At 73.6% G+C, this 23,638-nt stretch carries 17 protein-coding genes and 1 tRNA gene; 16 read left to right on the top strand and 2 right to left on the bottom strand.

The window, feature by feature from the left end; all coding sequences use genetic code 11:
• The first annotated feature begins 139 nt into the window (after positions 1-139).
• The 8 genes from QUG93_RS05885 (at position 140) to mfd (ending at position 11,216) form a co-directional block, all read left to right on the top strand.
• On the top strand, positions 140-1,102 hold the full coding sequence (locus QUG93_RS05885) for a hypothetical protein (protein WP_289472969.1): 963 nt from the start codon (positions 140-142) through the stop codon (positions 1,100-1,102).
• A gap of 82 nt (positions 1,103-1,184) precedes the next feature.
• On the top strand, positions 1,185-2,387 hold the full coding sequence (locus QUG93_RS05880; protein ID WP_289472967.1) for a sensor histidine kinase: 1,203 nt from the start codon (positions 1,185-1,187) through the stop codon (positions 2,385-2,387).
• Positions 2,384-3,040 carry a response regulator transcription factor gene (locus QUG93_RS05875; RefSeq protein ID WP_289472965.1) on the top strand — a complete coding sequence of 219 codons (657 nt, stop codon included), beginning with the start codon at positions 2,384-2,386 and terminating at the stop codon, positions 3,038-3,040. The genes QUG93_RS05880 and QUG93_RS05875 overlap by 4 nt, the downstream gene beginning before the upstream one ends.
• A 9-nt stretch (positions 3,041-3,049) precedes the next feature.
• Entirely contained in the window at positions 3,050-4,012 is a 963-nt protein-coding gene (locus QUG93_RS05870; protein WP_289472963.1) for a hypothetical protein, read from the top strand.
• 338 nt (positions 4,013-4,350) lie between these two features.
• The gene (locus QUG93_RS05865) at positions 4,351-4,983 is read left to right on the top strand and encodes a 50S ribosomal protein L25/general stress protein Ctc (RefSeq protein WP_289472961.1); all 633 of its coding nucleotides are present in this window, start codon (positions 4,351-4,353) and stop codon (positions 4,981-4,983) included.
• Positions 4,984-5,015: 32 nt separating this feature from the next.
• Entirely contained in the window at positions 5,016-5,600 is a 585-nt protein-coding gene (gene pth / locus QUG93_RS05860) for an aminoacyl-tRNA hydrolase (protein WP_289472959.1), read from the top strand.
• 182 nt (positions 5,601-5,782) lie between these two features.
• Positions 5,783-7,543, top strand: coding sequence for an NHL repeat-containing protein (locus QUG93_RS05855; RefSeq protein WP_289472957.1), 1,761 nt, complete (start codon positions 5,783-5,785; stop codon positions 7,541-7,543).
• A gap of 61 nt (positions 7,544-7,604) precedes the next feature.
• Positions 7,605-11,216, top strand: coding sequence for a transcription-repair coupling factor (mfd, locus tag QUG93_RS05850; RefSeq protein ID WP_289472955.1), 3,612 nt, complete (start codon positions 7,605-7,607; stop codon positions 11,214-11,216).
• A gap of 136 nt (positions 11,217-11,352) precedes the next feature.
• On the opposite strand, the gene nhaA is transcribed toward mfd, so the two are convergent.
• The gene (gene nhaA / locus QUG93_RS05845; RefSeq protein WP_289472953.1) at positions 11,353-12,531 is read right to left on the bottom strand and encodes a Na+/H+ antiporter NhaA; all 1,179 of its coding nucleotides are present in this window, start codon (positions 12,529-12,531) and stop codon (positions 11,353-11,355) included.
• 100 nt (positions 12,532-12,631) lie between these two features.
• Between nhaA and QUG93_RS05840 the strand changes: the two genes are divergently transcribed.
• The 8 genes from QUG93_RS05840 to QUG93_RS05805 all read left to right on the top strand — a co-directional run bounded on the left by QUG93_RS05840 (position 12,632) and on the right by QUG93_RS05805 (position 21,095).
• A complete protein-coding gene (locus tag QUG93_RS05840; protein WP_289472951.1) occupies positions 12,632-13,423 on the top strand; it encodes a MazG family protein in 792 nt (263 codons plus the stop codon).
• A gap of 379 nt (positions 13,424-13,802) precedes the next feature.
• Positions 13,803-15,047: a histidine--tRNA ligase gene (gene hisS / locus QUG93_RS05835; protein WP_289472949.1), complete on the top strand. Its 1,245-nt coding sequence runs from the start codon at positions 13,803-13,805 to the stop codon at positions 15,045-15,047.
• 79 nt (positions 15,048-15,126) lie between these two features.
• On the top strand, positions 15,127-16,410 hold the full coding sequence (gene eno / locus QUG93_RS05830) for a phosphopyruvate hydratase (RefSeq protein ID WP_289472946.1): 1,284 nt from the start codon (positions 15,127-15,129) through the stop codon (positions 16,408-16,410).
• 389 nt (positions 16,411-16,799) lie between these two features.
• Positions 16,800-17,357, top strand: coding sequence for an FtsB family cell division protein (locus QUG93_RS05825; protein WP_289472944.1), 558 nt, complete (start codon positions 16,800-16,802; stop codon positions 17,355-17,357).
• 35 nt (positions 17,358-17,392) lie between these two features.
• Positions 17,393-17,941 carry a DUF501 domain-containing protein gene (locus tag QUG93_RS05820; RefSeq protein ID WP_289472941.1) on the top strand — a complete coding sequence of 183 codons (549 nt, stop codon included), beginning with the start codon at positions 17,393-17,395 and terminating at the stop codon, positions 17,939-17,941.
• 47 nt (positions 17,942-17,988) lie between these two features.
• Entirely contained in the window at positions 17,989-19,452 is a 1,464-nt protein-coding gene (locus QUG93_RS05815; RefSeq protein WP_289472940.1) for an NAD(P)/FAD-dependent oxidoreductase, read from the top strand.
• 81 nt (positions 19,453-19,533) lie between these two features.
• Positions 19,534-19,607: transfer RNA gene (locus tag QUG93_RS05810), tRNA-Leu, on the top strand.
• A gap of 144 nt (positions 19,608-19,751) precedes the next feature.
• On the top strand, positions 19,752-21,095 hold the full coding sequence (locus QUG93_RS05805) for a threonine/serine exporter family protein (RefSeq protein WP_289472937.1): 1,344 nt from the start codon (positions 19,752-19,754) through the stop codon (positions 21,093-21,095).
• A gap of 60 nt (positions 21,096-21,155) precedes the next feature.
• Here QUG93_RS05805 and QUG93_RS05800 read toward each other — a convergent pair whose 3' ends face one another.
• On the bottom strand, positions 21,156-23,468 hold the full coding sequence (locus QUG93_RS05800; protein WP_289472936.1) for an Ig-like domain-containing protein: 2,313 nt from the start codon (positions 23,466-23,468) through the stop codon (positions 21,156-21,158).
• Positions 23,469-23,638: the final 170 nt, after the last annotated feature.

The following is a 23,638-nucleotide window of genomic DNA, read 5'->3' as shown; positions in this document are numbered from 1 at the left end:
TCGCGGGCTGCGGTCCTGCCCTGCTCGTCCCGGCCATCCGCCCGTCGGTGGAGCAGAAGACGTCGAGTGCGTCCCGGCGACCCGACGTCGTCTGCTCCATCGTGGACGGTCCCGACCGCTCGCCGGGCATGCTGGGGGTGTGGAGTTCGCGGACGTCGCCAGGGAGCTGCTCCTCGTCGCGCCCGCGGAGTTCGTGCGCGAGCGGACCGCCCGGCAGCGTGCCGTGCGGAAGGACGACCGAGCGCTCGCGACCCGGATCGGCGGCCTGCGGAAGCCTGCGCCCGCCGCGTGGGTGGTCGACCTGCTCGCACACGAGGGTGCCCTGGACGAGGCGGTCGACCTCGGCCCGGCGATCCGACAGGCCCAGGCCGACGCCGACCCCGCGGCGATCCGACAGCTGCGCCAGCAGCGCGCCGACGTCGTCGCGGCGCTGGCCCAGGCCGGAGCCGAGCTGGCATCGGACGCCGGGCATCCGGTGACGCCGGCCGTGCTCGACCAGGTCCGGACGACGATCGAGGCCGCGATGGCCGATCCGCACGCGGGTGCCGCCGTCCGCTCGGGTCTGCTCGTCCGACCGCTCGAGAGCGCCGGGTTCGACGACGTCGACCTCGACGGTGCACTCGCCGACCCGGACGCGGTGCCCGACGCCTGGTCGGGCGCTGACGCGGAACCGATCCCGATCACCAGCGCACGACGGTCGCGGAAGGCGAGCCGATCCGCCAGACCCGAGCCCGAGCCCGAGCCCGAGCCGGAGCCGGAGCCGGAGCCGGAGCCGGAGCCCGAGACCGAGCCGGAGCCGGAGCCGGAGCCGGAGCCGGCGCCAGCGCCGACGACCGACCCCGCAGCGGAACGCCGCGCCGCACGCGAGGCCGAGGCTGCCGCCCGTGCCGAGTCCCGCGATGCCGACGCGGCGCTGGACGCCGCCGAGACCGACCTCGAGGCGGCCGAAGCCCGCCGCGCCCACCTCGAACGGCAACTCGCCGAGGCCGCCGCCGAGGTCGAACGTGCCGAGCGGGCGCGGGACCGAGCCGAGGCAGCGAGCGACCGCGCCCGCGACCTCCTGCGCGCCGCGCAGCGTCACCGCCGCGCGGTCGGACGCTGATCCGGAGCGGCTCTCATCCCCTCGGATGAAAGCCGTCGCGTCCGCTCGCTCCCGTGTCAGCGCCCGCCCTACGCTCGCCGACATGACCTCCTTCCTCCGCCGCCGAGCACGGCACCTCCTGGCCCCTGCCGCCGGCGCCGTGTACCTCGTGCTCTGGATCGTGGCCGAGGCCGGACGCAGCGACCTGACCGGTCACGTGCTGGTCGTGAGCGCCTTCGCCGTCGCGATCGGGCTGGCGAACTGGATGCCCGCCACGGCGCTCGGCCTCGTGGTCGTCGTGCCGATCCTGCAGGCGCTGCACCTGATCGGCCGCCCGCGAGCGACGACGTGGCCGGAGTACCTCGCGATCGCGATCGTCGTCGCCGTGGTCGGCGCCGGTCACTCCGGGCTGCTCCGGTGGCTCGCCGTCCCCGTGCTCGGCGTCGCGAGCGCCGCCGCGGCGTGGGCGATGGCGGTGCCCACCGTCGCCGACCCGGACGTCTGGGGCAACTGGACCGCGTCCCGGTCGGGGACGCGGAGCGACCTCGTCCTGCTGACACTGGCGATCGCCGGCGCGAGCGGCATCGCCTGGGCCGTCGGGGTCGCGGTCGGCGCCGCCTGGCGGATCGGACTCGCCCGCGTGCGGGTCGTCGAGGCCGAGCGTGAGACCGAGGTCACGACCGCGGAACTCCGGGCGGAACAGGAGCGGGCCAGGATCGCCCGCGACGTGCACGACTCCCTGGCACACTCGCTCGCCGTGGTCGTCTCGCAGGCCCAGGGTGCGGCGGCGGTCGCCGGCGCCGACGGTCCCGCGGCGACGGCCCTCCGTGACATCGCCGACGTGAGCCGCAGTGCGCTCGGTGACGTCCGGTCGCTCGTCGAACGGATCCAGGGCACCGGCCCGGTCGCCGTGCACGGACTGTCCGACGTCCCGGACCTCGTCGAGGACATGCGCGAGCTCGGGATGCGGGCGTCGTTCGAACAGCACGGGGATCCGGCACCGCTCGGGACCGTCGCCGGGGGAGTCGTCCACCGGATCGTGCAGGAGAGCCTGACGAACGTGCTGAAGCACCAGGGCCGGACCGCGTCGGCGCGGGTCGTCCTCGACTGGCGGGGAGCGGGCCTCGGGGTCGTGGTGACCTCGCGTGGCGACGCGCCGCTCGTCCAGCTCGACGGCGACGGCTCCGGCATCGACGGGATGCGCGAGCGTGCTCGTCTGGCCGGCGGCTGGCTCCGCGCGGGTGCCGGTGACGAGCCCGACGAGTTCGTCGTGACCGGTTGGCTGCCGGTCGGAGCCGCGCAGTGAGCCCGGTCCGGGTCGCCGTCGTCGACGACCAACACCTGTTCGCCTCCGGCATGCGGATGCTCGTCGAGGCGCAGGACGACATGTCCTGTGTCGGCACCGCCGCCGACGGACTCGCGGCGCTGGAGCTCTGTGCAGCGGAGGAGCCCGACGTGCTCCTCCTCGACCTGCGCATGCCGGTGCTCAACGGCATCGAGACGACGGCTCGGCTCGCGGCACGCGGCGGAGACCGGCCACGGGTCGTCGTGCTCACGACGATCCGCCGCGACGAGGCCGTGCTCGCCGCCCTGCGCGCCGGCGCTGCAGCGTTCCTGACGAAGGACGCGCTGCCCGAGGTCGTGCTCGCGACCATCCGCGACGTGCACGAGGGACGTCCGGCACCGACCGAGGCCGAGGCGCTCGACCTGCTCCGGGCCGACGGCACGCTCGTCGAGACCCCGCGCCCGGACGAGGTGCTCGACGTGCTGACCGCCCGTGAGCGCGAGGTGTTCCTGCTCGTCGCGAAGGGCCTGAGCAACCAGGAGATCGCGTCGACCGTGTTCCTCAGCGAGGCCACGGTCAAGACGCACGTCCGCGCGGTGCTGACGAAGCTCGGACTCCGGAACCGGATCCAGGTCGTCATCACCGCACACGAACGCGGCCTCGTCCGCGCCTAGGGGGAACACATGCGCCTGACCCAGCGTGCCGCGAAGACCGGCACCCTCGTCCTCGTCGTCGCCGGCCTCGGGGGAGCCGTGCTGCACAGCCTGCCCGAGCCGGCGGACCACGTCGTCCGTCCCACCGTGGAACGCGACCTCGACACGTGGTCGATGCCGCTCGACGGCTACGCGCAGCCCGGTTGGTCCGAGACCGGGTACGCCGAGTCGCTCCTCGACCAGTCCTGCCTGCGTGACGTCGGCATCGACTTCCCGGTGCCGTGGGCGACGTACGCGGGCCTGCAGGCCGATTCGGTCGCCGACGAGACGCCGGAACGCGGCAACGACGCTCCCGCACTCGACTGGTCACGACCGCTGAGCAGGGCTGCGGCCGCGGACCTCGGCTACCACCGGCCGTCGGCACGGGGTGCGAACCGCGACGGCTGGCGGCAGTGGGCAGAGGACCCCGAGCACAACGCGGCGTTCGACCGCGCCGACCGGTCCGCCGTGGACCGGTGCTCCGAACGATCCCGTCGCGCGCTCGGCACGGACGACGACGGGGGAGCCCAGGGCGCCTCGATGACCGCGAAGCGCCTCACCCACCTCGCCGCGGACGAGGCACGACGCGATCCGGCGGTCGTCACTGCGGCGGCCCGCTGGCGCACGTGCCTGGCACCGCACGCTCCGAGCGCGCTCCCGGAGGACCCGCACGGCATGCCGACCGGTCCGATGCGCCAGGCGTTCGGCATCAGCGGCCTCGCACTGCCCGTCACGAAGGCCGAGATCGCGCTCGCCGAGCACGACCTGGCGTGCCAGCAGTCGTCCGGCTACCGGGAGGCGCTCTACGAGGCGCAGTGGTCCCGGCTGCTCCACGTCACCGCCACCGACGCCGCCGTGCTGACAGCCGCCCGTCCGGACCAGCTCGCGGTCGCCGACCGCGTCGCCACGACGATCGAGCGGCTGGCGCCGGAGGCACCCGAGGGCGTCGACTGACGCGGCTCGACGACAGACCCGCGGTCGTGGGCAGGTGGGTCTGGGGGGACCGGCCCACGACCGTGCGGACCACCGGACGGGAGGCGCGTGGCGGCATCGCCACGGGCCTCCCGTCCGTCGGTGCGCGCCGACCCGGCGCGACACGCCCGGCAGCCCCTGCTAGACTCACAAACCGACTTCGGCGAGGGCCGCGCTCCGCGCGGCCGTGATCGACGCGGTAGGGAGACCCGGCACAGCCCTGGGAGCGTTCCTCACGCGTGCACGCGTTCGAGTTGCAACACCACAGACCCCCCGATGCCGGCACCCCGGCGTCGACCCCGACACCAGGAGGCGCCACCATGGCCGACTACACCAAGCTCGCAGCGGAGACCCGCACCAAGTTCGGCAAGGGCGCTGCGCGCAAGCTCCGCGCCGCCGACAAGATCCCCGCGGTCGTGTACGGCCACGGCACCGAGCCGCAGCACATCACCCTCCCGGGCCACGAGACGATGCTGCTCGTCCGTACCGCCAACGCGGTCGTCGACCTCGACATCGAGGGCGCGGCGCAGCTCGCCCTCGTCAAGGACGTCCAGCGCGACCCGGTGCGCCAGATCATCGAGCACATCGACCTCGTCGTCGTGCGCCGTGGCGAGAAGGTCACCGTCGACGTCCCCGTCGTCGTCACCGGTGAGTCCTTCTCCGGCACCATCCACGTGCAGGACCTCTCCTCGGTCTCGCTCCTCGTCGAGGCGACCGACATCCCGGAGCACGTGACCGTGGACGTCGAGGGCCTCGAGGACGGCGCGCAGGTCCTCGCGTCGCAGCTCGAGCTGCCGGCCGGTGCCGAGCTCGAGACCGACGGTGAGTCGCTCGTCGTCCAGATCGTCACCCCGCGTGGCACCGCCGACGACGACGCCGCCGACGAGGCCTCGGCCGAGGCCGGCGCCGAGGCGGGCACCGAGGGCGGCTCCGCCCCGGCCGACTCCGAGTAACACTCCGCTCGCGGATCGTCTGGCCGACGCTGATGACAGGAACGACCCTCGTCGTGGTCGGGCTCGGGAACCCCGGGCCCGGCTACGCGGGCAACCGTCACAACGTCGGCCAGATGGTCCTCGACGAACTCGCCGCCCGCATGGGTGCGACGTTCAAGAAGCACAAGACGCCGAACCAGGTCGCCGAGGGACGCCTGGTGCCCGGCGGACCGAAGCTCGTCCTGGCGAAGCCGGGGTCGTTCATGAACACCTCCGGCGGCCCGGTCTCGAGCGTCCTCGGGTTCTACAGCGCCACCCCGTCGGACCTGATCGTGGTCCACGACGAGCTCGACCTGCCGTTCGACACCGTGCGGCTCAAGGGCAGCGGCGGCCACGGCGGCCACAACGGGCTGCGCGACATCATCAAGGCGACCGGCACGAACGAGTTCACCCGGGTGCGGATCGGCATCGGCCGCCCCCCGGGCCGCCAGGACCCCGCCGACTACGTCCTGCGGGACTTCTCGCCCACCGAGAAGAAGACCCTGCCGAACCTGCTCGCCGACGGCGCCGACGCCGTCGAAGCGATCGCCGAGCTCGGCCTCCTCGCCGCGCAGCAGCGCGTCCACGCCCCGTCCTGACGGCTCCTGCCCGACTGGTGACCGTCGGCCCGGAGGCCCGTCCCGCCTCCGCCTCGTCGCCGTCCGACCGCCGCGGCCCTGTCCGCTAGCCGCATGGTCCCCGAAGTGGGGGACACTCACGTACCCCGGTGCTCGGTAGGTTCACCCGCGGGAGCGGACGCTCCCGTCGACGAGGGGGACACGTGGGACGCGCAGCACACCGGGAACGACCGACACCGCGACTCCGGGCGGCCGTGGGTGTCGTCCCGGCGGCGATCGCGGTCATCGCGGTGGGGCTCGCCTCGCTCCTCACCCAGGACGGTGCGGCCGCCGCGACCGAGACGTGGACCCCGACGTCCGCCGAGTCCGCCGCACCTCCGGTCGCCGCACGCTTCGGCGCGCCGAACGACGTGCACGCGCTCGACGACGGGTCGCTGCTCGTCGCCGACTTCTCCGCGAACGGGCTGCTGCGACGCGCGGCCGACGGGACGTGGAGCGTCGTCGCACCCTTCGGGACCGCACCCGGCGACATGTGGAACCCGTCCGCGGTCACGACCACGGCGGACGGCCGGATCGTCGTCGCCGAGGCGGGTCGGCCCGCGCTGACGGTGCTGGACCCGTCGGGCCGGGTGTCGTCACGCACGACGCCGCCCGTCCGTCGCGCGGTCTCCGAGCTCGCCGTCGCGGGCACGACCGTCTTCGCGGCGGTCCCCGGCAGCGGCGCGCTGTACACCGCCGAGCTCGGCACCGACACGTGGACCACCGTCGCCGGGCCGTGGACGGACCCGAGCGGTGTCGCGCTGTCGGCCGACGGCGGCACGCTGACGGTCTCCGACGCCGGAGCCGACGAGGTGTGGCAGGTCGACCGTGCCACCGGGGCCACCACGGCGCTCGGGTTCCCGGGGGACGCGCAGGCCCGGCTCCGCGGAGTGACCGTCGCTGACGGGGACGTCTTCGCGGTGGACAACGGCCACGGTGTCGTGTGGGCGCGGACCGGCGGGGTGTGGGCCGAGGCCTTCTCCTCCGCACCGGACGGGTCGCCGCTGGTGAACCCGACCGCGGTCACGGTCGGTCCGGACCGGAGGCTCGTCGTCGCCGACTACAACCGGCAGCGCGTCGTGACGGCTGTCTCGTCCGGGCGGGTGGTCGCCGTCCCGACCTCGTCCGCGACCGAGGCAGCTCCGACCGCGTCGCCGGACCCGACGGCGTCGCCGGACCCGACCGCGTTGCCGGACGTGACGGCGTCCCCGGATCCGACGCTGACCCCGGCCCCGACGGTGGCCCCGGATCCGACGGTGACTCCGGGTCCGACGGCGACGGCAGATCCGACGGCGACTCCGGAGCCGACGGTGGCCCCTGATCCCACGGTGACCCCGGCCCCGACGATGACACCCGACCCGACCGAACCCCCGTCGTCGGAGCCGACCCTGACCCCGGCTCCGACGGCGGGCCCGCCCACCGGACCGACCACGAGCGCGCCACCCGGTCCGACCGCGAGCGCGTCGTCCGACCCGACCGCGCCGGCGTCCGTCGACCCGACGGCACCCGCGACACCGGGTCCGACAGCGACCGCGTTCCCGACGGCGACCGCGGTCCCGACCACCGCGCCGTCGGCGACCGCGGGCCCCGCGCCCGCACCGCGCCCGGACCCGACGGACGCACCGACGACGGCCCCCGGCCCCGAGGCGAACCCCTCGGCCAGCGCGGGCGGTCCGGACACCGGTGCCGTGCCTCCCGGCCGACCGACCGGGAACCCGCAGGCGGGCGGCCCCGGCGCGACACAGCCGGCGGCGACCGACGGATCGGGCGGTGCCGGCACCGCCACCGGCACCGCGGCAGGGCCGCACCGGGGGTCGCTCGCCTGGACGGGCTCGACCTCGCTGCTCCCGCTGCTGCTCGGCGCCGCGGTCCTGGTAGCGGGCGGGTTCCTGCTCCGCCGCGGCCGCCCCCGCCGCCGGAGCTGACCCTGTTCGCCGCCCGCGCACGCCGAGCCGTGTGTCGGATGCCGCCGGTACCATCGTCTGAGTGACGATCTCGGGCATCATCCCTGCGCTCTCGCGCGCCTCCGCGTTCGATCGTGTCCTCCGTGCCGCCGCGCGTGACGCCGACTTCTCCGTCGTCGACGGCCTGCGCGTGCCACTGCTCGGAGCCCTGCTCGCCGAGCGCTCCGGCCCCCAGTGCCTGTTCGTGGTCACCGCGACCGGGCGCGAGGCCGAGGCGGTGCGCGGCGCCTTCACGTGCACCGTGCCCGATGCCGAGGTCCTCGAGTTCCCGGCGTGGGAGACCCTGCCGCACGAGCGGCTCAGCCCGAGCGCGCAGACCGTCGGCACCCGCATCGCCACGCTGCGCAAGCTCGCCGCCTGGCAGGACGCCGACCCGGCCGACCGCCGGACGACCGTGGTCGTCGCGAGCGTCCGCGCGGCGCTGCAGCCGATCGCCGGCAACCTGACGTCGCTCGCCCCGGTGACGCTCCGGACCGCGTCGCGCGGCAACGACCTCGCAGCGATCGCGTCCCAGCTGGTCGACCTCGCGTACGCCCGCGTCGACCTCGTCACCCGTCGCGGGGAGTTCGCGGTCCGCGGTGGCATCCTCGACGTCTTCCCGCCCGGGGCGGACCACCCGGTGCGCGTCGACTTCTTCGGCGACGAGATCGAGGCGATCAAGGCCTTCTCCGTCGCCGACCAGCGCACCACCGACGACGACCTCGGCACGGTCGAGCTGACCGCGTCGCGCGAGCTGCTGCTCAGCGACGACGTGCGACAGCGGGCGCGCGAGATGCTCCACGAGTTCCCGAACCTGTCGCAGATGCTCGCGAAGATCGCCGAGGGCATCCCGGTCGAGGGCATGGAGTCCCTCGCGCCGGCACTCGTCCAGGACCTCGTGCCGGTCACGACCTACCTGCCCGAGGCCGCGACCATCGCGGTGCTCTCGCCGGAGCGCGTCGCCGGTCGCGCGCACAGCCTGGCCGAGACGAACACCGAGTTCCTGCAGGCCGCCTGGAGCGCGGCCGTCGCCGGCGCCCAGGCGCCCATCGACCTCGAGGCGGGCAACTTCCTCACGGTCCAGCAGCTGAAGAACGGGCGCGGACAGCGGACCTGGTGGACCGTCACCCCGTTCGACTCGGGGCTCGACGAGGGCGACCGCGACCGTGTGCTCACCGATGCCGAGGCCGCCGCCGAGGCCGGGGAGTACATCCGTGTCCGGGCCGAGGCGATCCCGAGCTTCGCGGGCAGCGCGGACGGTGCCGTCGAGCACGTCAAGCACCTGGTGGAGGACGGCTGGTCGGTCGTCGTCACGGCGCAGGGCAAGGGGCTCGTCGAGCGCGCGGTCCAGGTCCTCGCGGACGCCGGCGTGGCCGCACGCGCCGAGGACCTGACGACTCCGCCCGAGCCGGGCGTCGCCGTCGTCACGACGGCCATGGTGGAGGCGGGCTTCGCCACCCCGGACCCGCGCATCGCCGTGCTGAGCGAGGCAGAGTTCTACGGTCGCAGCGTCCAGCAGGGCGCCCGCACCGTGAAGAAGCTCGCCGGCCGCCGCAAGAACGTCGTCGACCCGCTGCAGCTCAAGCCGGGTGACGTCGTCGTGCACAACACCCACGGCATCGGCAAGTTCGTCGAGCTCGTCTCGCGCGAGGTCAGCTCCGGCGGTCGCAACGCCGTGAAGACCCAGCGCGAGTACCTCGTGCTCGAGTACGCGCCGTCGAAGCGCAACTACCCGGGCGACAAGCTCTTCGTGCCGACCGACCAGCTCGACCAGCTCTCGCGCTACGTCGGCGGGGAGAACCCGACGCTGTCGAAGATGGGCGGCTCCGACTGGTCCGCCGCCAAGTCGAAGGCCCGCAAGGCGGTCCGCGACATCGCGGTCGACCTCGTGAAGCTGTACTCCGCCCGCATGGCGTCGAAGGGGCACGCCTTCGGGCCGGACACCCCGTGGCAGCGCGAGCTCGAAGAGGCCTTCCCCTTCGCCGAGACCGCCGACCAGCTCACCACGATCGACGAGATCAAGCGCGACATGGAGAGCCCGATCCCGATGGACCGGCTGCTCTCCGGCGACGTCGGCTACGGCAAGACCGAGGTCGCGATCCGCGCCGCGTTCAAGGCCGTGCAGGACGGCAAGCAGGTCGCCGTGCTCGTTCCGACGACGCTGCTCGTCCGCCAGCACATGGAGACGTTCCAGGAGCGGTTCGCCGGGTTCCCCGTGCACCTCCGCGCCCTGAGCCGCTTCCAGACCGAGAAGGAGTCGAAGGAGACGATCGCCGGCCTCGCCGACGGCACCGTCGACATCGTGATCGGCACGCACCGCATCCTGTCGCAGAACATCCAGTTCAAGGACGTCGGCCTCGTCATCATCGACGAGGAGCAGCGCTTCGGCGTCGAGCACAAGGACCAGCTGAAGAAGCTCAAGACGAACGTCGACGTCCTGGCGATGTCCGCGACGCCGATCCCGCGGTCGCTCGAGATGGCGGTGACCGGCATCCGCGAGATGTCGACCCTGGCCACCCCGCCGGAGGACCGCCACCCGATCCTGACCTTCGTCGGTCCGCAGTCGGACCTGCAGGTGGCCGCCGCGATCCGCCGCGAGCTCCTCCGTGAGGGCCAGGTGTTCTACGTGCACAACCGCGTGAAGGACATCCAGTCGGTGGCGTCGCACCTCGCGGAGATCATCCCGGAGGCCCGCATCCAGGTCGCCCACGGCCAGATGTCCGAGGGCACCCTCGAGCAGGTGATGGTCGACTTCTGGGAGCGGAAGTTCGACGTCCTGGTGTCGACCACCATCGTCGAGACCGGTCTCGACATCGCGAACGCCAACACGCTCATCATCGACAAGGCCGACAAGTACGGGCTGTCGCAGCTGCACCAGCTCCGCGGTCGTGTCGGTCGTGGGCGCGAGCGCGGGTACGCGTACTTCCTCTACGACGCGGACAAGCCGCTCTCCGAGACCGCGCAGGACCGGCTCGAGACGATCGCCGCGAACAACGAGCTCGGCGCGGGCATGCAGGTCGCCATGAAGGACCTCGAGATCCGCGGCGCGGGCAACCTGCTCGGCGGCGAGCAGTCCGGCCACATCGCGGGCGTCGGCTTCGACCTGTACCTGCGGATGATCGGCGAAGCGGTCTCGCAGTTCCGCGGGGACGTCGCCGAGGGGCAGACCGAGCTCCGGCTCGAGATCCCCGTCGACGCGCACATCCCGGAGGACTACGTGGAGTCCGAGCGGCTCCGGCTCGAGGCGTACCAGAAGCTCTCGGCGGCCTCGGCCCCGGCGGCGCAGCCCGAGGCCATCGACATGGTGCTCGACGAGCTCACCGACCGCTACGGCCAGCCGCCGCAGGCCGTCCTGACCCTGGTCGAGGTCTCGCGGCTCCGCCGGATGGCGCAGCAGGTCGGCCTGTCCGACGTGGTCGTGATGGGCTCGAACCTCCGCGTGGCGGGCAAGGAGCTCGCGGACTCGGCGCAGGTCCGGCTCAAGCGGATGTTCCCCGGCGCGCGCTGGTTCCCGCAGCAGGACGCCGCGAGCATCCCGCTGCCGAAGCCGCACGGCGAGACCCTGCCGGACGACGGCCTGATCCAGTGGGTCGAGAGCATCCTGACGGCCGTCTACGGTGCGTCGAAGGCCCCCGCGGAGGCGCCCGCGTCCTGAGCGGCGACCACCTGACGGTCGGGAGGTGCCGTCCCCGTGCCTCGCTGTGGAACGACACATCCGCTGTCGTCCGACATCGCATCTGTCGTTCGACACGCGGGGAGTCGCTCCATGCGCCCGCAACGGATGCAGCGCGCTACTCCGTCGCCTCGGCCTCGGAGAGCTCCCGCCGTGCACGGTACCGACGCGCGCGCAGGCTGACGACGACGGCCGACGCGAGGATCGCGATGCCGGAGCCGACGAGCACGGCGAGGACGCCCTCGTCGAGGACCTCCTCGCTCCGCGCGAACGCGAGCTCGTTCATCAGCAGGGACACCGTGAAGCCGATCCCGCCGAGGACCCCCACGGTCGTGATCGAGCCGAGCGAGAGCGTCGACCGGCCGGGCGCCCGGAAGATCCTCGTGGCGATCGCGCCGAACAGGGTGATGCCGATCAGCTTCCCGACCGGCAGCGCGAGGACCACCGCCCAGAACGTGGGGGAGAGCTCACCGATGCCCACGGCCGGGATCACGACCGCAGCCGAGGCGAACGCGAACACCGGCAGCACGATCGCGTTCGACCACGGCTCGACGCGCTCGTGCAGGGTGTGACCGGGACGCCGCGGCAGCACCAGACCGAGCGCGACGCCCGCGATGGTGGCGTGCACGCCGGAGTGGTACACGAGCCACCAGGTGACGAGACCGACCAGGACCATCGCGGCGACGACCCAGACCTGACCGGTGCGTCCCGGGCCCAGCAGGCGACCGAGCACCGCGAAGACGACGAGCAGGACGACCGCGCCGCCGAGGGCCGCGAAGTCCGTCCCGTGCGCGAAGACCACGGCGATGATGACGATCGCGATGAGGTCGTCGAGGACGGCCAGCGCGAGGAGGAAGACGCGCACCGTCGAGGGCAGGCCGCGACCGAACATCGCGAGCACCCCGAGGGCGAACGCGATGTCCGTCGCCGTGGGGATCGGCCAACCGTGCTGGTACGCGGTGCCCGTGGTCACGACGAGGTAGACCACGGCGGGGACGATGACGCCGCCGACCGCGGCGATCGCGGGGATCACCGCCGTCTTCGGGTTCGACAACTCGCCCTCGACGAGCTCCTGCTTCAACTCGATCGCCACGAGCAGGAAGAAGACCGCGAGCAGGCCGTCGCTGATCCAGTGCGACACCGACAGGTCGAGGCCGACGGCGCCCCACGGCGAGTGCGCGTCGAGGAGTCGCTCGAGGCCGGGGCCGAGCGGCGAGTTCGCCACCAGCAGGCCGAGGACGGCAGCGGTCAGGAGCGCGATGGCGCTGAAGCGGGGGGAACGGACGAGTGCCGACATGGAGCTCCGGTGGGTGGGTTCGGGAACGGGACCGTCGACCAGACTTCCCGACACACCAGCCCCGATCGTACCGGAACGGCCTGCGTGCGAGCATGGCGCCATGACCGCCGTACCGGACCTCGTCGAGGTCGTCGACCGACTGCTCGCACCCGAGGGTGGCTGCGTGTGGAACCGAGCCCAGACCCACGCCTCGCTCGCGCGCTACGCCGTCGAGGAGTCGTACGAGCTCGTCGACGCGATCGACTCCGGGGACGACGGCGAGCTGCGCGAGGAACTCGGCGACGTGCTCTACCAGGTGGTGTTGCACGCCGGGATCGCCTCGGCTGCCGGACGCTTCGACCTGGAGGACGTGGCTGCTGGGGTGCGGGACAAGATGGTCCGCCGGCACCCGCACGTGTTCGGCGACGAGCACGCCGACACCGAGGACGAGGTCGTGCGCGTCTGGCGAGCGGCGAAGGCGGCGGAGAAGGCCGCGCGGACGAGCGTGTTCGACGGGGTACCGCGGGCGATGCCGCCGTTGGAGCGTGCGGTGAAGCTGCTCGAACGGCTCGAGGAGCGGGCGGACGCCGCCATCGTCCTCGCGGCCGTCGTGGGGTCGCACGGGAGGCGCGGTGCGGGTGAGCGCGCCGGTTCGGCGGGTGCGCCGGGTGGCGACCGGCCGACGGCACCGGCCGACGGGGCCGGCGCGGCAGGAGCGCCGGGTGGTGACCAGGGCCCGGGACCGGCCGACGGGAGCGGCGCGGACGGTGGCGTGGCGGCGGGGGTGGACGTGGCGTGGGGTGCCGGGCTGCTCGCGGAGGTCGCCGCGGCCCGCGAGGCCGGCATCGACCCGATCGCGAGCCTGCGCGCCGCGGTGGGCCGGCTGGAGGGCGAGGCCCGCGCCGGGGAGTGAGCCGACCGGACGGCGGGGGCTGCGCGGGGGCGCGCGCCGACCGGAGGGTGAGGCCGACGCCGGGGAGTGAGCCGTGCCTCCCGTTCGGCCGGCGCGCTCGCTGGGGCGCTGGAGGCGGAGAGTTGCGGGCGCCCTCCCAACCCGAAAAAGGAGGGCGCCCGCGAGCGGGCCACGACGCACCAGGGAAAGTCGCGTCGACAGGGACACCCGCTCGAACCCGCGGGGCCCCGTTGCAGCACACCGGCCCCGCGAACGACCTGGTGATCGGATCAGGAGACCACCAGGCCGAGGTTCTGCATGCAGAGTATCAGTGGTCCGGCCGTCCTGCAAGGGGATCGACCGGTCCGGTGGAGCGGTGCCGTTCTGGCAGGATTGGCGCATGGCGACGACCGTGACGGCTCCCCGTGGCATGCGCGACTTCCTCCCGGCGGACAAGGCTCGCCGCGAGCACGTCCTCGGCGTGATCCGGGGCGTGTACGCCCGGCACGGGTTCGACGAGATCGAGACGCCCGTGGTCGAGGACGCCGCACGCCTGCACTCCGGGCTCGGCGGCGACAACGAGAAGCTCGCGTTCGCCGTCATGAAGCGCGGGCTGACGACGGAGGACCTCCGTGCCGCCGAGGCGCCGCTCGATCTCGCCGACCTCGGACTCCGCTTCGACCTGACGGTGCCGCTCGCCCGCTTCTACGCCTCGCACCGTGCTGAGCTGCCCACGGTCTTCCGTGCGGTGCAGATCGCACCGGTCTGGCGAGCCGAGCGCCCCCAGAAGGGCCGCTACCGGCAGTTCGTGCAGTGCGACATCGACGTCGTCGGCGAGCCCGGGCAGCTCGCCGAGATCGAGCTCATCCGTGCGACGACCGCGGCGCTCGACGCGCTCGGCATCGCAGGCACCACGATCCGGATCAACGACCGGCGGATCCTCACGGCGCTGCTCGGGTCGTGGGGGATCGTCGACCCGCAGGCCGCCGAGCGCGCGCTCATCACGGTCGACAAGCTCGACAAGATCGGGCCGGACGGTGTGGCCGCCGAACTCCGCGAGACGACGGGCGCGGACCTCCCGGGGCTCGAGGACACGATCCGCTCGCTCGAGGCCGCCGACTGGTCCTCCGTCGCCGACGCCGAGTGGCTCGACGCCGAGGCGTTCGCCGACCTCCTGCGCCTGCGCGGTGCACTCGCCGGCGCCGACCTGCGCTTCGACCCGACGCTGGTGCGCGGCATGGGCTACTACACGGGCACGATCTTCGAGGTCGCGCACCCGGACTTCGGGTACAGCCTCGGTGGTGGTGGTCGCTACGACGGCATGATCGGGCGCTTCCTCGGCCAGGACGTCCCCGCAGTCGGGTTCTCGCTCGGCTTCGAGCGGCTCGTCGACCTCGTCACGCTGCCGGAGTCGGCCGAGTCCGACGCCGTCGTGCTCGTCTACGACAAGGACGTCGACCCCGTGCGGCTCGCCGCGCTCAAGGACGAAGCGCTCCGGTCGCACCGCCGGGTCCGGCTCGAACGACGGGTGAAGAACACCAAGAACCAGCTGGCCGGGCTGGTCGAACAGGGCTTCGCCGCGTTCGCCTCCGTCCGCGCGGACACCGAGACGCTCGAGGGCGTCGAGTTCCGTCCACTGTCCTGACACACGACACCTCCGGTCCACCGCGCGTCGGTAGGATCGGACCCGCAAACACCACAACCGAACTCGTAGGGAGTACCCCGTGGCCCAGATCGATGCCGTAGGCGCACGCGAAGTCCTCGATTCCCGAGGCAACCCGACGGTCGAGGTCGAGGTCCTCCTCGACGACGGCGTCGTCTCGCGCGCACTCGTCCCGTCCGGTGCCTCCACCGGCGCCTTCGAGGCGTACGAGCTCCGTGACGGCGACGCGAACCGCTACGGCGGCAAGGGTGTCCTCAAGGCCGTCGACGCCGTGCTCGACGAGATCGGCCCGGCGCTCGAGGGCTTCGACGCCACCGACCAGCGCCTCGTCGACGCCGCGCTCATCGAGCTCGACGGCACCGAGAACAAGTCGCGCCTCGGTGCGAACGCGATCCTCGGCGCCTCGCTCGCCGTGGCCCGTGCCGCCGCCGACTCGGCCGACCTGCCGCTGTTCCGCTACCTCGGCGGCCCGAACGCGCACACCCTGCCGGTGCCGCTGATGAACGTCGTCAACGGTGGCGCGCACGCCGACACCAACGTCGACATCCAGGAGTTCTTCCTGGTGCCCTACGGCGCCGAGAGCTTCTCCGAGGCCCTCCGGTGGGGCGTCGAGACCTACCACGCCCTCAAGGGCGAGCTGAAGAAGCAGGGCCTGGCGACCGGCCTCGGCGACGAAGGTGGCTTCGCGCCGGAGCTCGCGTCGAACCGCGCCGCGCTCGACTTCCTGCTCGCCGCGATCGAGAAGGCCGGCTTCACCCCGGGCAAGGACATCGCGCTCGGCCTCGACGTCGCCGCGACCGAGTTCTTCCACGACGGCAAGTACGCGTTCGAGGGCAAGCAGCTCTCGAGCGAGGAGTTCACCGGGTACTTCTCGGACCTCGTCGCGAACTACCCGCTCGTCACCATCGAGGACGCCCTGGCCGAGGACGACTGGGAGGGCTGGAAGCACCTCACGTCCGAGCTCGGCTCGAAGCTCCAGCTCGTCGGCGACGACCTGTACGTCACGAACCCGAAGCGTCTGCAGCGGGGCATCGACGAGCAGGCGGGCAACTCGATCCTGGTCAAGGTGAACCAGATCGGCACGCTGACCGAGACCCTCGACGCCGTGTCCCTGGCGCACCGCCACGGCATGACCGCGATCCTGTCGCACCGCTCGGGCGAGACCGAGGACACCACCATCGCGGACATCGCGGTGGCCGTCGACGGTGGGCAGATCAAGACCGGCGCTCCGGCCCGCTCGGACCGTGTGGCGAAGTACAACCAGCTGCTCCGCATCGAGGAGGAGCTCGGTGACGCCGCCGTGTACGCCGGCCGCACCGCGTTCCCCCGCGCCGCAGCGCTCTAGGTCGCACGCCGCGCGAGACGCCGTCCTCCTCCGGGAGGGCGGCGTCTCGCCGTGTCCGGTCCGGCGCTGGCAGCGGGTGGGGCACACGCTGCTGTCGTCCGTCGAGGTCCCACGACTCGCCGCCCGCCGGTCGTCGAGGTCCCACGACTCGCCGCCCGCCGGTCGTCGAGGTCTCACGAGCGAGGCGTGGTGACGGCGAGAGCGCAGTACTGCGGAACCCCGGGTGACCACACGGCGGGTGCGACCGGCGGGACGGAGCCGAGCCGCGCCTCCCGACCGGCGGGACGGAGCCGAGCCGCGCCTCCCGGCCGCTGGGAGGGTGCCGAGCGACGCGCGACGGTCCGCGTGCCGGGTCACGGGACCGACCCGCACCGGGTTATCGTCGGACCGTGCCCAGCCAGAAGCCCCGCGTCCGCCGCGTCCCCGTGGCCATGCCGGAGACCGGCGCGCACGACCAGCCCTGGTACCGCTCGATCCGGTTCTCGGGCTTCAGCCTGCTCATGCTCGCGATCATCGTGCTGTTCGTGGTCGTGCTCGCGCCCTCGCTGCGGACGCTGATCCAGCAGCAGGAGCAGATCGCACAGCAGCAGCGCGAGGTCGCCGCGCAGAAGTCCGACGTGGCGCAGAAGAAGCAGGACGTGGCGCGCTGGGACGACCCCGCCTACATCGAGGCGCAGGCGCGCGACCGACTGTTGTACGTGTACCCGGGGGAGGAGAGCTACCTCGTCATGGGTGCCGAGAAGGCGAAGAGTCCGGGTCGCGCGCGGACCGACTCCGGCAGCCCGGTGAGCTCCACCGTGCAGACGCCGAAGGTCGACTGGGTGCAGGCGATGCTCTCGAGCGTGCTGCAGTCCGGGCTGACCGACGAGACCACGGAGCAGCTCGTCGCACCTGACGTCTCCGGTACGGGCGACCCGACCGGCGCCGCGACGGCCGACACGAAGTAGGCCCCGGCGCGGGTCTCCGCTAGGCTCACGTGCCCGTGACGACCCCTCCCTTCGACCCGCCGTCCGACCGTGACGTCCAGGTGGTCTCCGCGCAGCTCGGGCGACCGGCCCGCGACGTCGTCGGGATCGCCGCTCGCTGCGTCTGTGGCAACCCCACGGTCGTGTCGACGAAGCCCCGACTCGCGAACGGCACCCCGTTCCCGACGTTCTACTACCTGTGCCACCCCGCCGCCACCGCGGCCGTGAGCACCCTCGAGGCGAACCACGTCATGCCCGAGCTCGCCGCCCTGCTCGAGGACGAGACCGTCGCGGCGCAGTACCGCGCGGCGCACGAGTCCTACCTGGCGGACCGCGAGTCGATCGAGCACGTCGACGAGATCGAGGGCATCAGCGCCGGGGGCATGCCCACCCGCGTGAAGTGCCTGCACGCACTCGTCGGCCACGCCCTCGCAGCCGGCCCCGGCGTCAACCCCATCGGCGACCTCGCGCTCGAGCGCGCGTCCTGGTCGCCCTCCCGGTGTGAGTGCCGGGCGTATGATGGCATCGCAGACGCTGGAGTCGGGGCGGGTGGCGGCGAAGTCTGACCAACCTCCCGGCAAGCAACCACCCCACTCCAAGGAGATCATCCCCCGTGCCCAAGATCCTCGTCGTCGGCGGCGGCTACGCCGGTTTCTACACCGCCTGGAAGCTCGAGAAGCACCTGCGTCAGGGTGAAGCCGAGGTCACCATGGTGGACCCGCTGCCCTACATGACGTACCAGCCCTTCCTGCCCGAGGTCGCCGCCGGTTCGATCGAGCCGCGCCACGCGGTGGTGTCGCACCGCCGCCACCTCAAGAAGACGCGCGTCGTCACGGCGAAGGTCACGAAGGTCGACCACGCCACCAAGACGGCGACGATCACCCCGGCCGAGGGCGAGGCGTGGGAGGAGTCCTACGACCAGATCGTCATGACCGCCGGTGCCGTCTCGCGCACGTTCCCGATCCCGGGCGTCGCGGACGAGGCCATCGGTCTCAAGACCATCGAGGAAGCCGCGGCGATCCGCGACAAGATCCTCACGAACTTCCACAAGGCGGCGAACCTGCCGGCCGGTCCCGAGCGCGACCGCCTGCTCACCGTCGTGGTCGTCGGCGGTGGCTTCGCCGGCATCGAGGTGTTCGCCGAGCTCCGCTCGTTCGCGTCCGACCTCCTGAAGAGCTACCCCGAGCTGTCCTTCGACGACACGCACTTCCACCTCGTCGAGGCGATGGGCCGCATCATGCCCGAGGTGTCGCTGGAGACCTCGCACTGGGTGCTCGAGAACCTCGCGTCCCGTGGAGCCGTCGTGCACCTCGAGACGCAGCTCGCCTCGGCCGAGGGCGGCATCTGCCAGCTCAAGGCCAAGGACGACTCGATCGAGACGATCCCGTCCGACCTGATCGTCTGGACCGCCGGCGTCATGGCGAACCCGATGGTCAAGGGCACCGACTTCCCGCTCGAGCAGCGCGGTCGCATCCGGGTGCAGCCCGACCTCCGCGTGGTCGACGACGAGGGCGTGGTCGCCGACGCGTGGGCCTGCGGCGACGTGGCGGCGGTCCCGGACCTGACCGGCGGCGGTGTCGGTGGCTTCTGCGTGCCGAACGCCCAGCACGCGGTGCGCCAGGCGAAGCAGCTCGCGAAGAACCTGGTCGCGGTCATCCGCGGCGAGGCGACGACCGACTACAAGCACGAGAACCTCGGCGCCGTCGCGGGCCTCGGTCTCGGCACCGGTGTGTTCCAGTCCGGCAAGTTCGCCATGAAGGGCTTCCTGGCCTGGGGTGCCCACCGCGGGTACCACGGTCTGGCGATGCCGTCGTGGGAGCGCAAGTGGCGCGTCATCGGCGACTGGGTGGGCGGCTTCTTCCTGGGCCGCGACATCGCGTCGCTCGACGACCGCGAGACCCCTCGCGCCGCGTTCGAGGCCTTCGCGTCGCGTCCGAAGCCCGCTGTCGCCGACGAGCCCAAGGCCGTCGCTGCCCCGGCTCCGGCCGAGGGCCAGCCGGCCGACGCAGCCGGCCCCGCGTACGCCACGCCGGCCGAGGACGTCTCGAAGGACGCCGCTCCGGTGGACGCCAAGTAGCACTCCGGCAGCGCAGCCGACACGACGGTCGTCGCCCCGCGGGGCGGCGACCGTCGTCGCGTCGGTAGGCTGTTCCGGCCCGCCCCCGTGGCCCAACCGGTAGAGGCACGCGACTTAAAATCGCCGAGTTGTGGGTTCGAGTCCCACCGGGGGTACCGCGAGTCTCGGGCACGCCACCGCGAGACTCGGCCTGAGCGACCGTTCTCGGGCCGCAGCCCGCAAGTCCTGTCGCTCACCCCGAGACTCGGGGCCGGGGCCGGGCGCCGGGGCCGGGCGCCGGCCGCGTACCATCGACTCTCGTGGTCGGACTCGGAAGCGCCCTCGCGAACCTGCGCAACGCGCTGAACCGCCCCGAGGCCCACGTCGAGGTCGTCGACGGCGAGACCGTGCCGGTCGGCATGCTGCTCGGCACGCTCGGCGCCCTGCTCCTCGACGCCGGCAGCTCCGTCACCGACGTCCGTTCGGCGCTCGAGAAGGCCCGCGACGCCGCCGGGGTCGGCCCGACGCTCGCCGTGGGCGTCCTGCCCGCGCTCGTCATGGTGAGCGAGATCGCCACGGGAGCCGCGACGATCGTCAACGCCGAGGGCGTCGAGCTCTCCTCGCGCCAGGCCGCACGGGCGAACCGGCTCGTCCTGGGCCTCGAGCGCGGCTCGATCGCCCTCGCCGAGATCCCCGCCCGTGTCCGCGCGATCCGTGCCGGCACCGTGCCGCCGCCCGCACTGCCGTGGATCACCGGCAACGCGCTGACCTCGGTCGGCCTCGCCGTCGTCTTCCGCTGCCCGTGGTGGGCGATCGTCCTCGCGCTGGTCGTCGGCGCCCTGGTCGGCGTGCTGAGCCTGGTGGTCCGTCGGTTCCGCGAGGCCGTGGCGATCATACCGTTCCTCGCCGCCTTCATGTCGACGACGGTCGTCGGACTCGTCGCCGCCGGCACCGGGTTCGACCACGTCCCGCTCTTCGCGGTGTGTGCCCCGGTCGCGGTGTTCGTCCCCGGTGCCCTCATCACGAACGCGTTGCTCGAGCTCACGGCCGCCGACATCGTCACGGGGGCCTCACGGCTCGTGCAGGGGCTCATCATGCTCGGGTTCATGGCGGCGGGCATCGCCGCCGGCAGCGCGCTCACCGGCCTCAGCGTCGACCCGTCATCCGCCGCGCTCGTCGGCGAGGTCGCCGGCGTCGGCACGCTCCGCGGCGGGTGGGAGGCCGTGCCGTCCTACTGGGTGTCCTGGGTCGCGGTGGTCGGCCTGGCCGTCGGGCTCGGCCTGGTCTTCCGCTCCGGCTGGCGGCTGACGCTCGTGTCCGTCGCGGTCATGGTGAGCGCGTACGCCGTCGTCAGCGGGACGACCCCGGTGTGGGGGAGTGTCGTCGCGACGGGTGCGGCGGCGGCGCTGCTCTTCGTCGCGACGCGGTTGCTCGAGCGGCTCGTCCCGGCCATCCCGGCGACGGTGTCGTTCTTCCCCGCGTTCCTGCTGCTCGTGCCGGGCACGGTCGGGCTCGTCGCGGTCGCCACCTTCGACCCCGTGGCGCTCGCGACGCCGCTGGCGACGTTCGTCAGTCTGTGCATCGGCACGAAGATCGGCGGCCTGCTGCCGGGCCTGTTCCGGCGCAACGCGCCGCACACCGCCCAGGCACGCGCCGTCGACTGACCAGGAGGCGGACGGGAGGCACGGTGCGGGCCCGCCACGCGCCTCCCGGCCGGTGGTCCGTCAGTGTGTGCCCGGGGTGCGTCCCGGGGCCGACCCGCGGAGCCACGCCCAGCAGGCGACCGCGCCGACGGCGCAGGCTCCCGTGGCGAGGGCGAGCTCGGTCGGCGAGGGCGCGATCGGCACCGGTCCGCCGGCGACGACCGCGGCGAGGGCGACCGCTCCGACCGTCAGCGCGACGTACCGGGCACGTGCGCCGGCGACGAGGACCGCTCCGGCCGACCCGGGCACCGGCAGCAGGACCGCCACGAGCGCGCCGACCGCGCCGACGCACAGCGTCGTGGCGAACTCGGTGACGAGCGCCGACCAGAACCCCTGACCGGGCGTGACGGAGTGCAGCACCCACCCGACGGTGGCGACGCCGAGGAGCGCGACCGAGCGCGCCGTCGCGGTACGCACCCCGCTGGCGAGCGTCGACCCGAGCCGGAGGGCCGCGGTGTCCGCACCCGGGCGGCCGACGGGCACCAGGACGGCACCGACCACGAGGGCGGGGGAGAGGTCGCCGAGGCGGGTCAGCGCGCAGCCGACCAGCGCTGCGAGGACGAGCCACGGGGAGACGCGGAACCCGACCGAGTGACGGTCGGCGCCGGCGGCCCAGCGCGTCGCGAGGACGACGGCGGCCGTCGTGACCGCGGTGCCGAGGAGCACCGCCACGGCGAGGCGGACGTAGCGGGCCTCGAGGGTGACGCCCACGCCGACGAGTGTGGCGACGGCGACGATGCCGACGCCGATCGACGCTGCGGCCCAGGTGGGCAGGACGTCGTCGCCGAGGCGTCGCTCGCTCCGGGAGCGGTTGCGCCCGAGGAGCGCGGCGAACGGGTTGCGCAGGCGGCCCCGGACGGCGGCGCCGACGAGGGCGAGCGGAGCGGCGACGAGCACGAGGAAGCCTGCGGCGATCCCGGTCGCGACCAGGACGGTGCTCCACGACGAGGAGGCCTGGATCGTCGGGATCCCGCGGTCGTACGCCGTGCCGGCCGTCCAGTCGCCCGCGGGCCCGGACCAGTCGGGCACCCCGCCGGGACCACGCCCCGGCCCGGTGCCGCCGCCGGTGCCGTCACCGTTGCCGGTGGGGCCCGTGCCGGTGCCGGTGCCGGAGTCCGTGCCCGCGCCGGTGCCGGTGCCGCCGGTGCCGGTTCCGCTCGCGCCGTGACCGTCACCGTCGCCGTCGCCCGGCCCGGTGGCGGTGCCGGTGGGCGTGCGGCCCGGTGTGGCGGACGTCGGGGTCGAACCCGGCGTCGCGCCGTTCGACGGGTCGGTCGTCGGACCCTCGTCCGGGTCGCCGGTGGGCGTGGCCGCCGCACCGCTGAGGCGGACGCGCACCCCGGCGGACGCCGGCGACGAGTTGCCAGCGGCGTCCTGCTGCATCGCGGTCACGGTCCGGGTACCGCCGACGACGGTCGCACCGCGCGTCGTGCAGGTCCACCGGCCGTCGGCGCCCACGTCGGCACGGCACACCGGGACGCGGTCGACGTAGACGGTGAGGACGGCCCCGGGTTCGCCCGTGCCGCGGACGGTGACGGGCTGCGTGCGCACGTGCTCGCCGCGGCTCGGAGCGGTCACCACGGGAGCGGCCGGCGCCGTGCGGTCGAGGACGACCGTGCGGGGCGCGGACGACGCGCTCCGGAGGTCCGAGCGGTAGCCGCCCGAGGTGCTCGCGGTCTGGGCCGCCGAGACCGTCAGCCGACCGTCGCGGGTCCCACCGGCGAGCGACACGGTCCAGCGGCCGTCACCGCCGACCGTCGCCGTGCGGTCGGCGGACGAGCCGGCGACGGACAGCGAGACCGTCGCCCCGGGGAGACCGGTGCCGGACACGGGCCCCGAGGTCGGTCGGCTGGTCGAGACGGTCGGTGGGACGACGACGTCGGACGCGGGGGCGGCCGAGCTCCCCAGTGCGGGGTCGGTGCCGTCGGCGACCGTGAAGACCTGCTGGGGACCGGAGCGGACGGTGGCGATGCACGCCCAGGAGCCGTCGTCGGTGACCGTGGTCGAGCAGCCGGTCGTGCCGGTGGCGGCCGGGCCGGTGACGCGGACACGGTGTCCGGGCGTGCCACGACCGTGGAAGCGCACCGTCGCCGTCGTGACGTCACCCGGGTCGCTGATGCTCGGGCGGACCGCAGGACGCTCGGACGGCGCGGGGGAGGGGGTGCCGGTCTGCGGCAGCAGCGCACCGAGTTGCGGGGACGGCGGCGGTGCGGACGGCTGCGACAGCTGGGCGCGATCGGTACCGCCGGCCCCGGTCGCGGCGGAGGCGGTGGGTGCGCCGAGCAGGACCGCGCCTGCGGTCAGGACGGCGACGAGTGCGGCGGGGTGCCACACGGTCCGCGATCGGAGCCGCCGGGACGGAGGCCGGCGTGTCCGGGGTCGACCCTGCGGGCCGTCGACGCCGACGGCCCCCTCGTCCACGTTGTCCCCGAGCGTGTTCACCGTCTCCATCCCACGCGATGTCGCCGTCGCGGTCAATCCGCCACCCGGATGATGTGTCCGAT

Source organism: Curtobacterium caseinilyticum, assembly GCF_030363035.1.
Classification (GTDB): Bacteria; Actinomycetota; Actinomycetes; order Actinomycetales; family Microbacteriaceae; genus Curtobacterium; species Curtobacterium caseinilyticum.
This window is presented reverse-complemented; position numbering and strand designations above follow the sequence as displayed.

Bases quoted from the DNA above. Each gene is read 5' to 3' on its own strand.
- QUG93_RS05880 (WP_289472967.1), top strand. From the start codon at position 1,185: ATGACCTCCTTCCTCCGCCGCCGAGCACGGCACCTCCTGGCCCCTGCC.
- QUG93_RS05870 (WP_289472963.1), top strand. From the start codon at position 3,050: ATGCGCCTGACCCAGCGTGCCGCGAAGACCGGCACCCTCGTCCTCGTC.
- QUG93_RS05865 (WP_289472961.1), top strand. From the start codon at position 4,351: ATGGCCGACTACACCAAGCTCGCAGCGGAGACCCGCACCAAGTTCGGC.
- pth (WP_289472959.1), top strand. From the start codon at position 5,016: ATGACAGGAACGACCCTCGTCGTGGTCGGGCTCGGGAACCCCGGGCCC.
- nhaA (WP_289472953.1), bottom strand. From the start codon at position 12,531: ATGTCGGCACTCGTCCGTTCCCCCCGCTTCAGCGCCATCGCGCTCCTG.
- QUG93_RS05840 (WP_289472951.1), top strand. From the start codon at position 12,632: ATGACCGCCGTACCGGACCTCGTCGAGGTCGTCGACCGACTGCTCGCA.
- hisS (WP_289472949.1), top strand. From the start codon at position 13,803: ATGGCGACGACCGTGACGGCTCCCCGTGGCATGCGCGACTTCCTCCCG.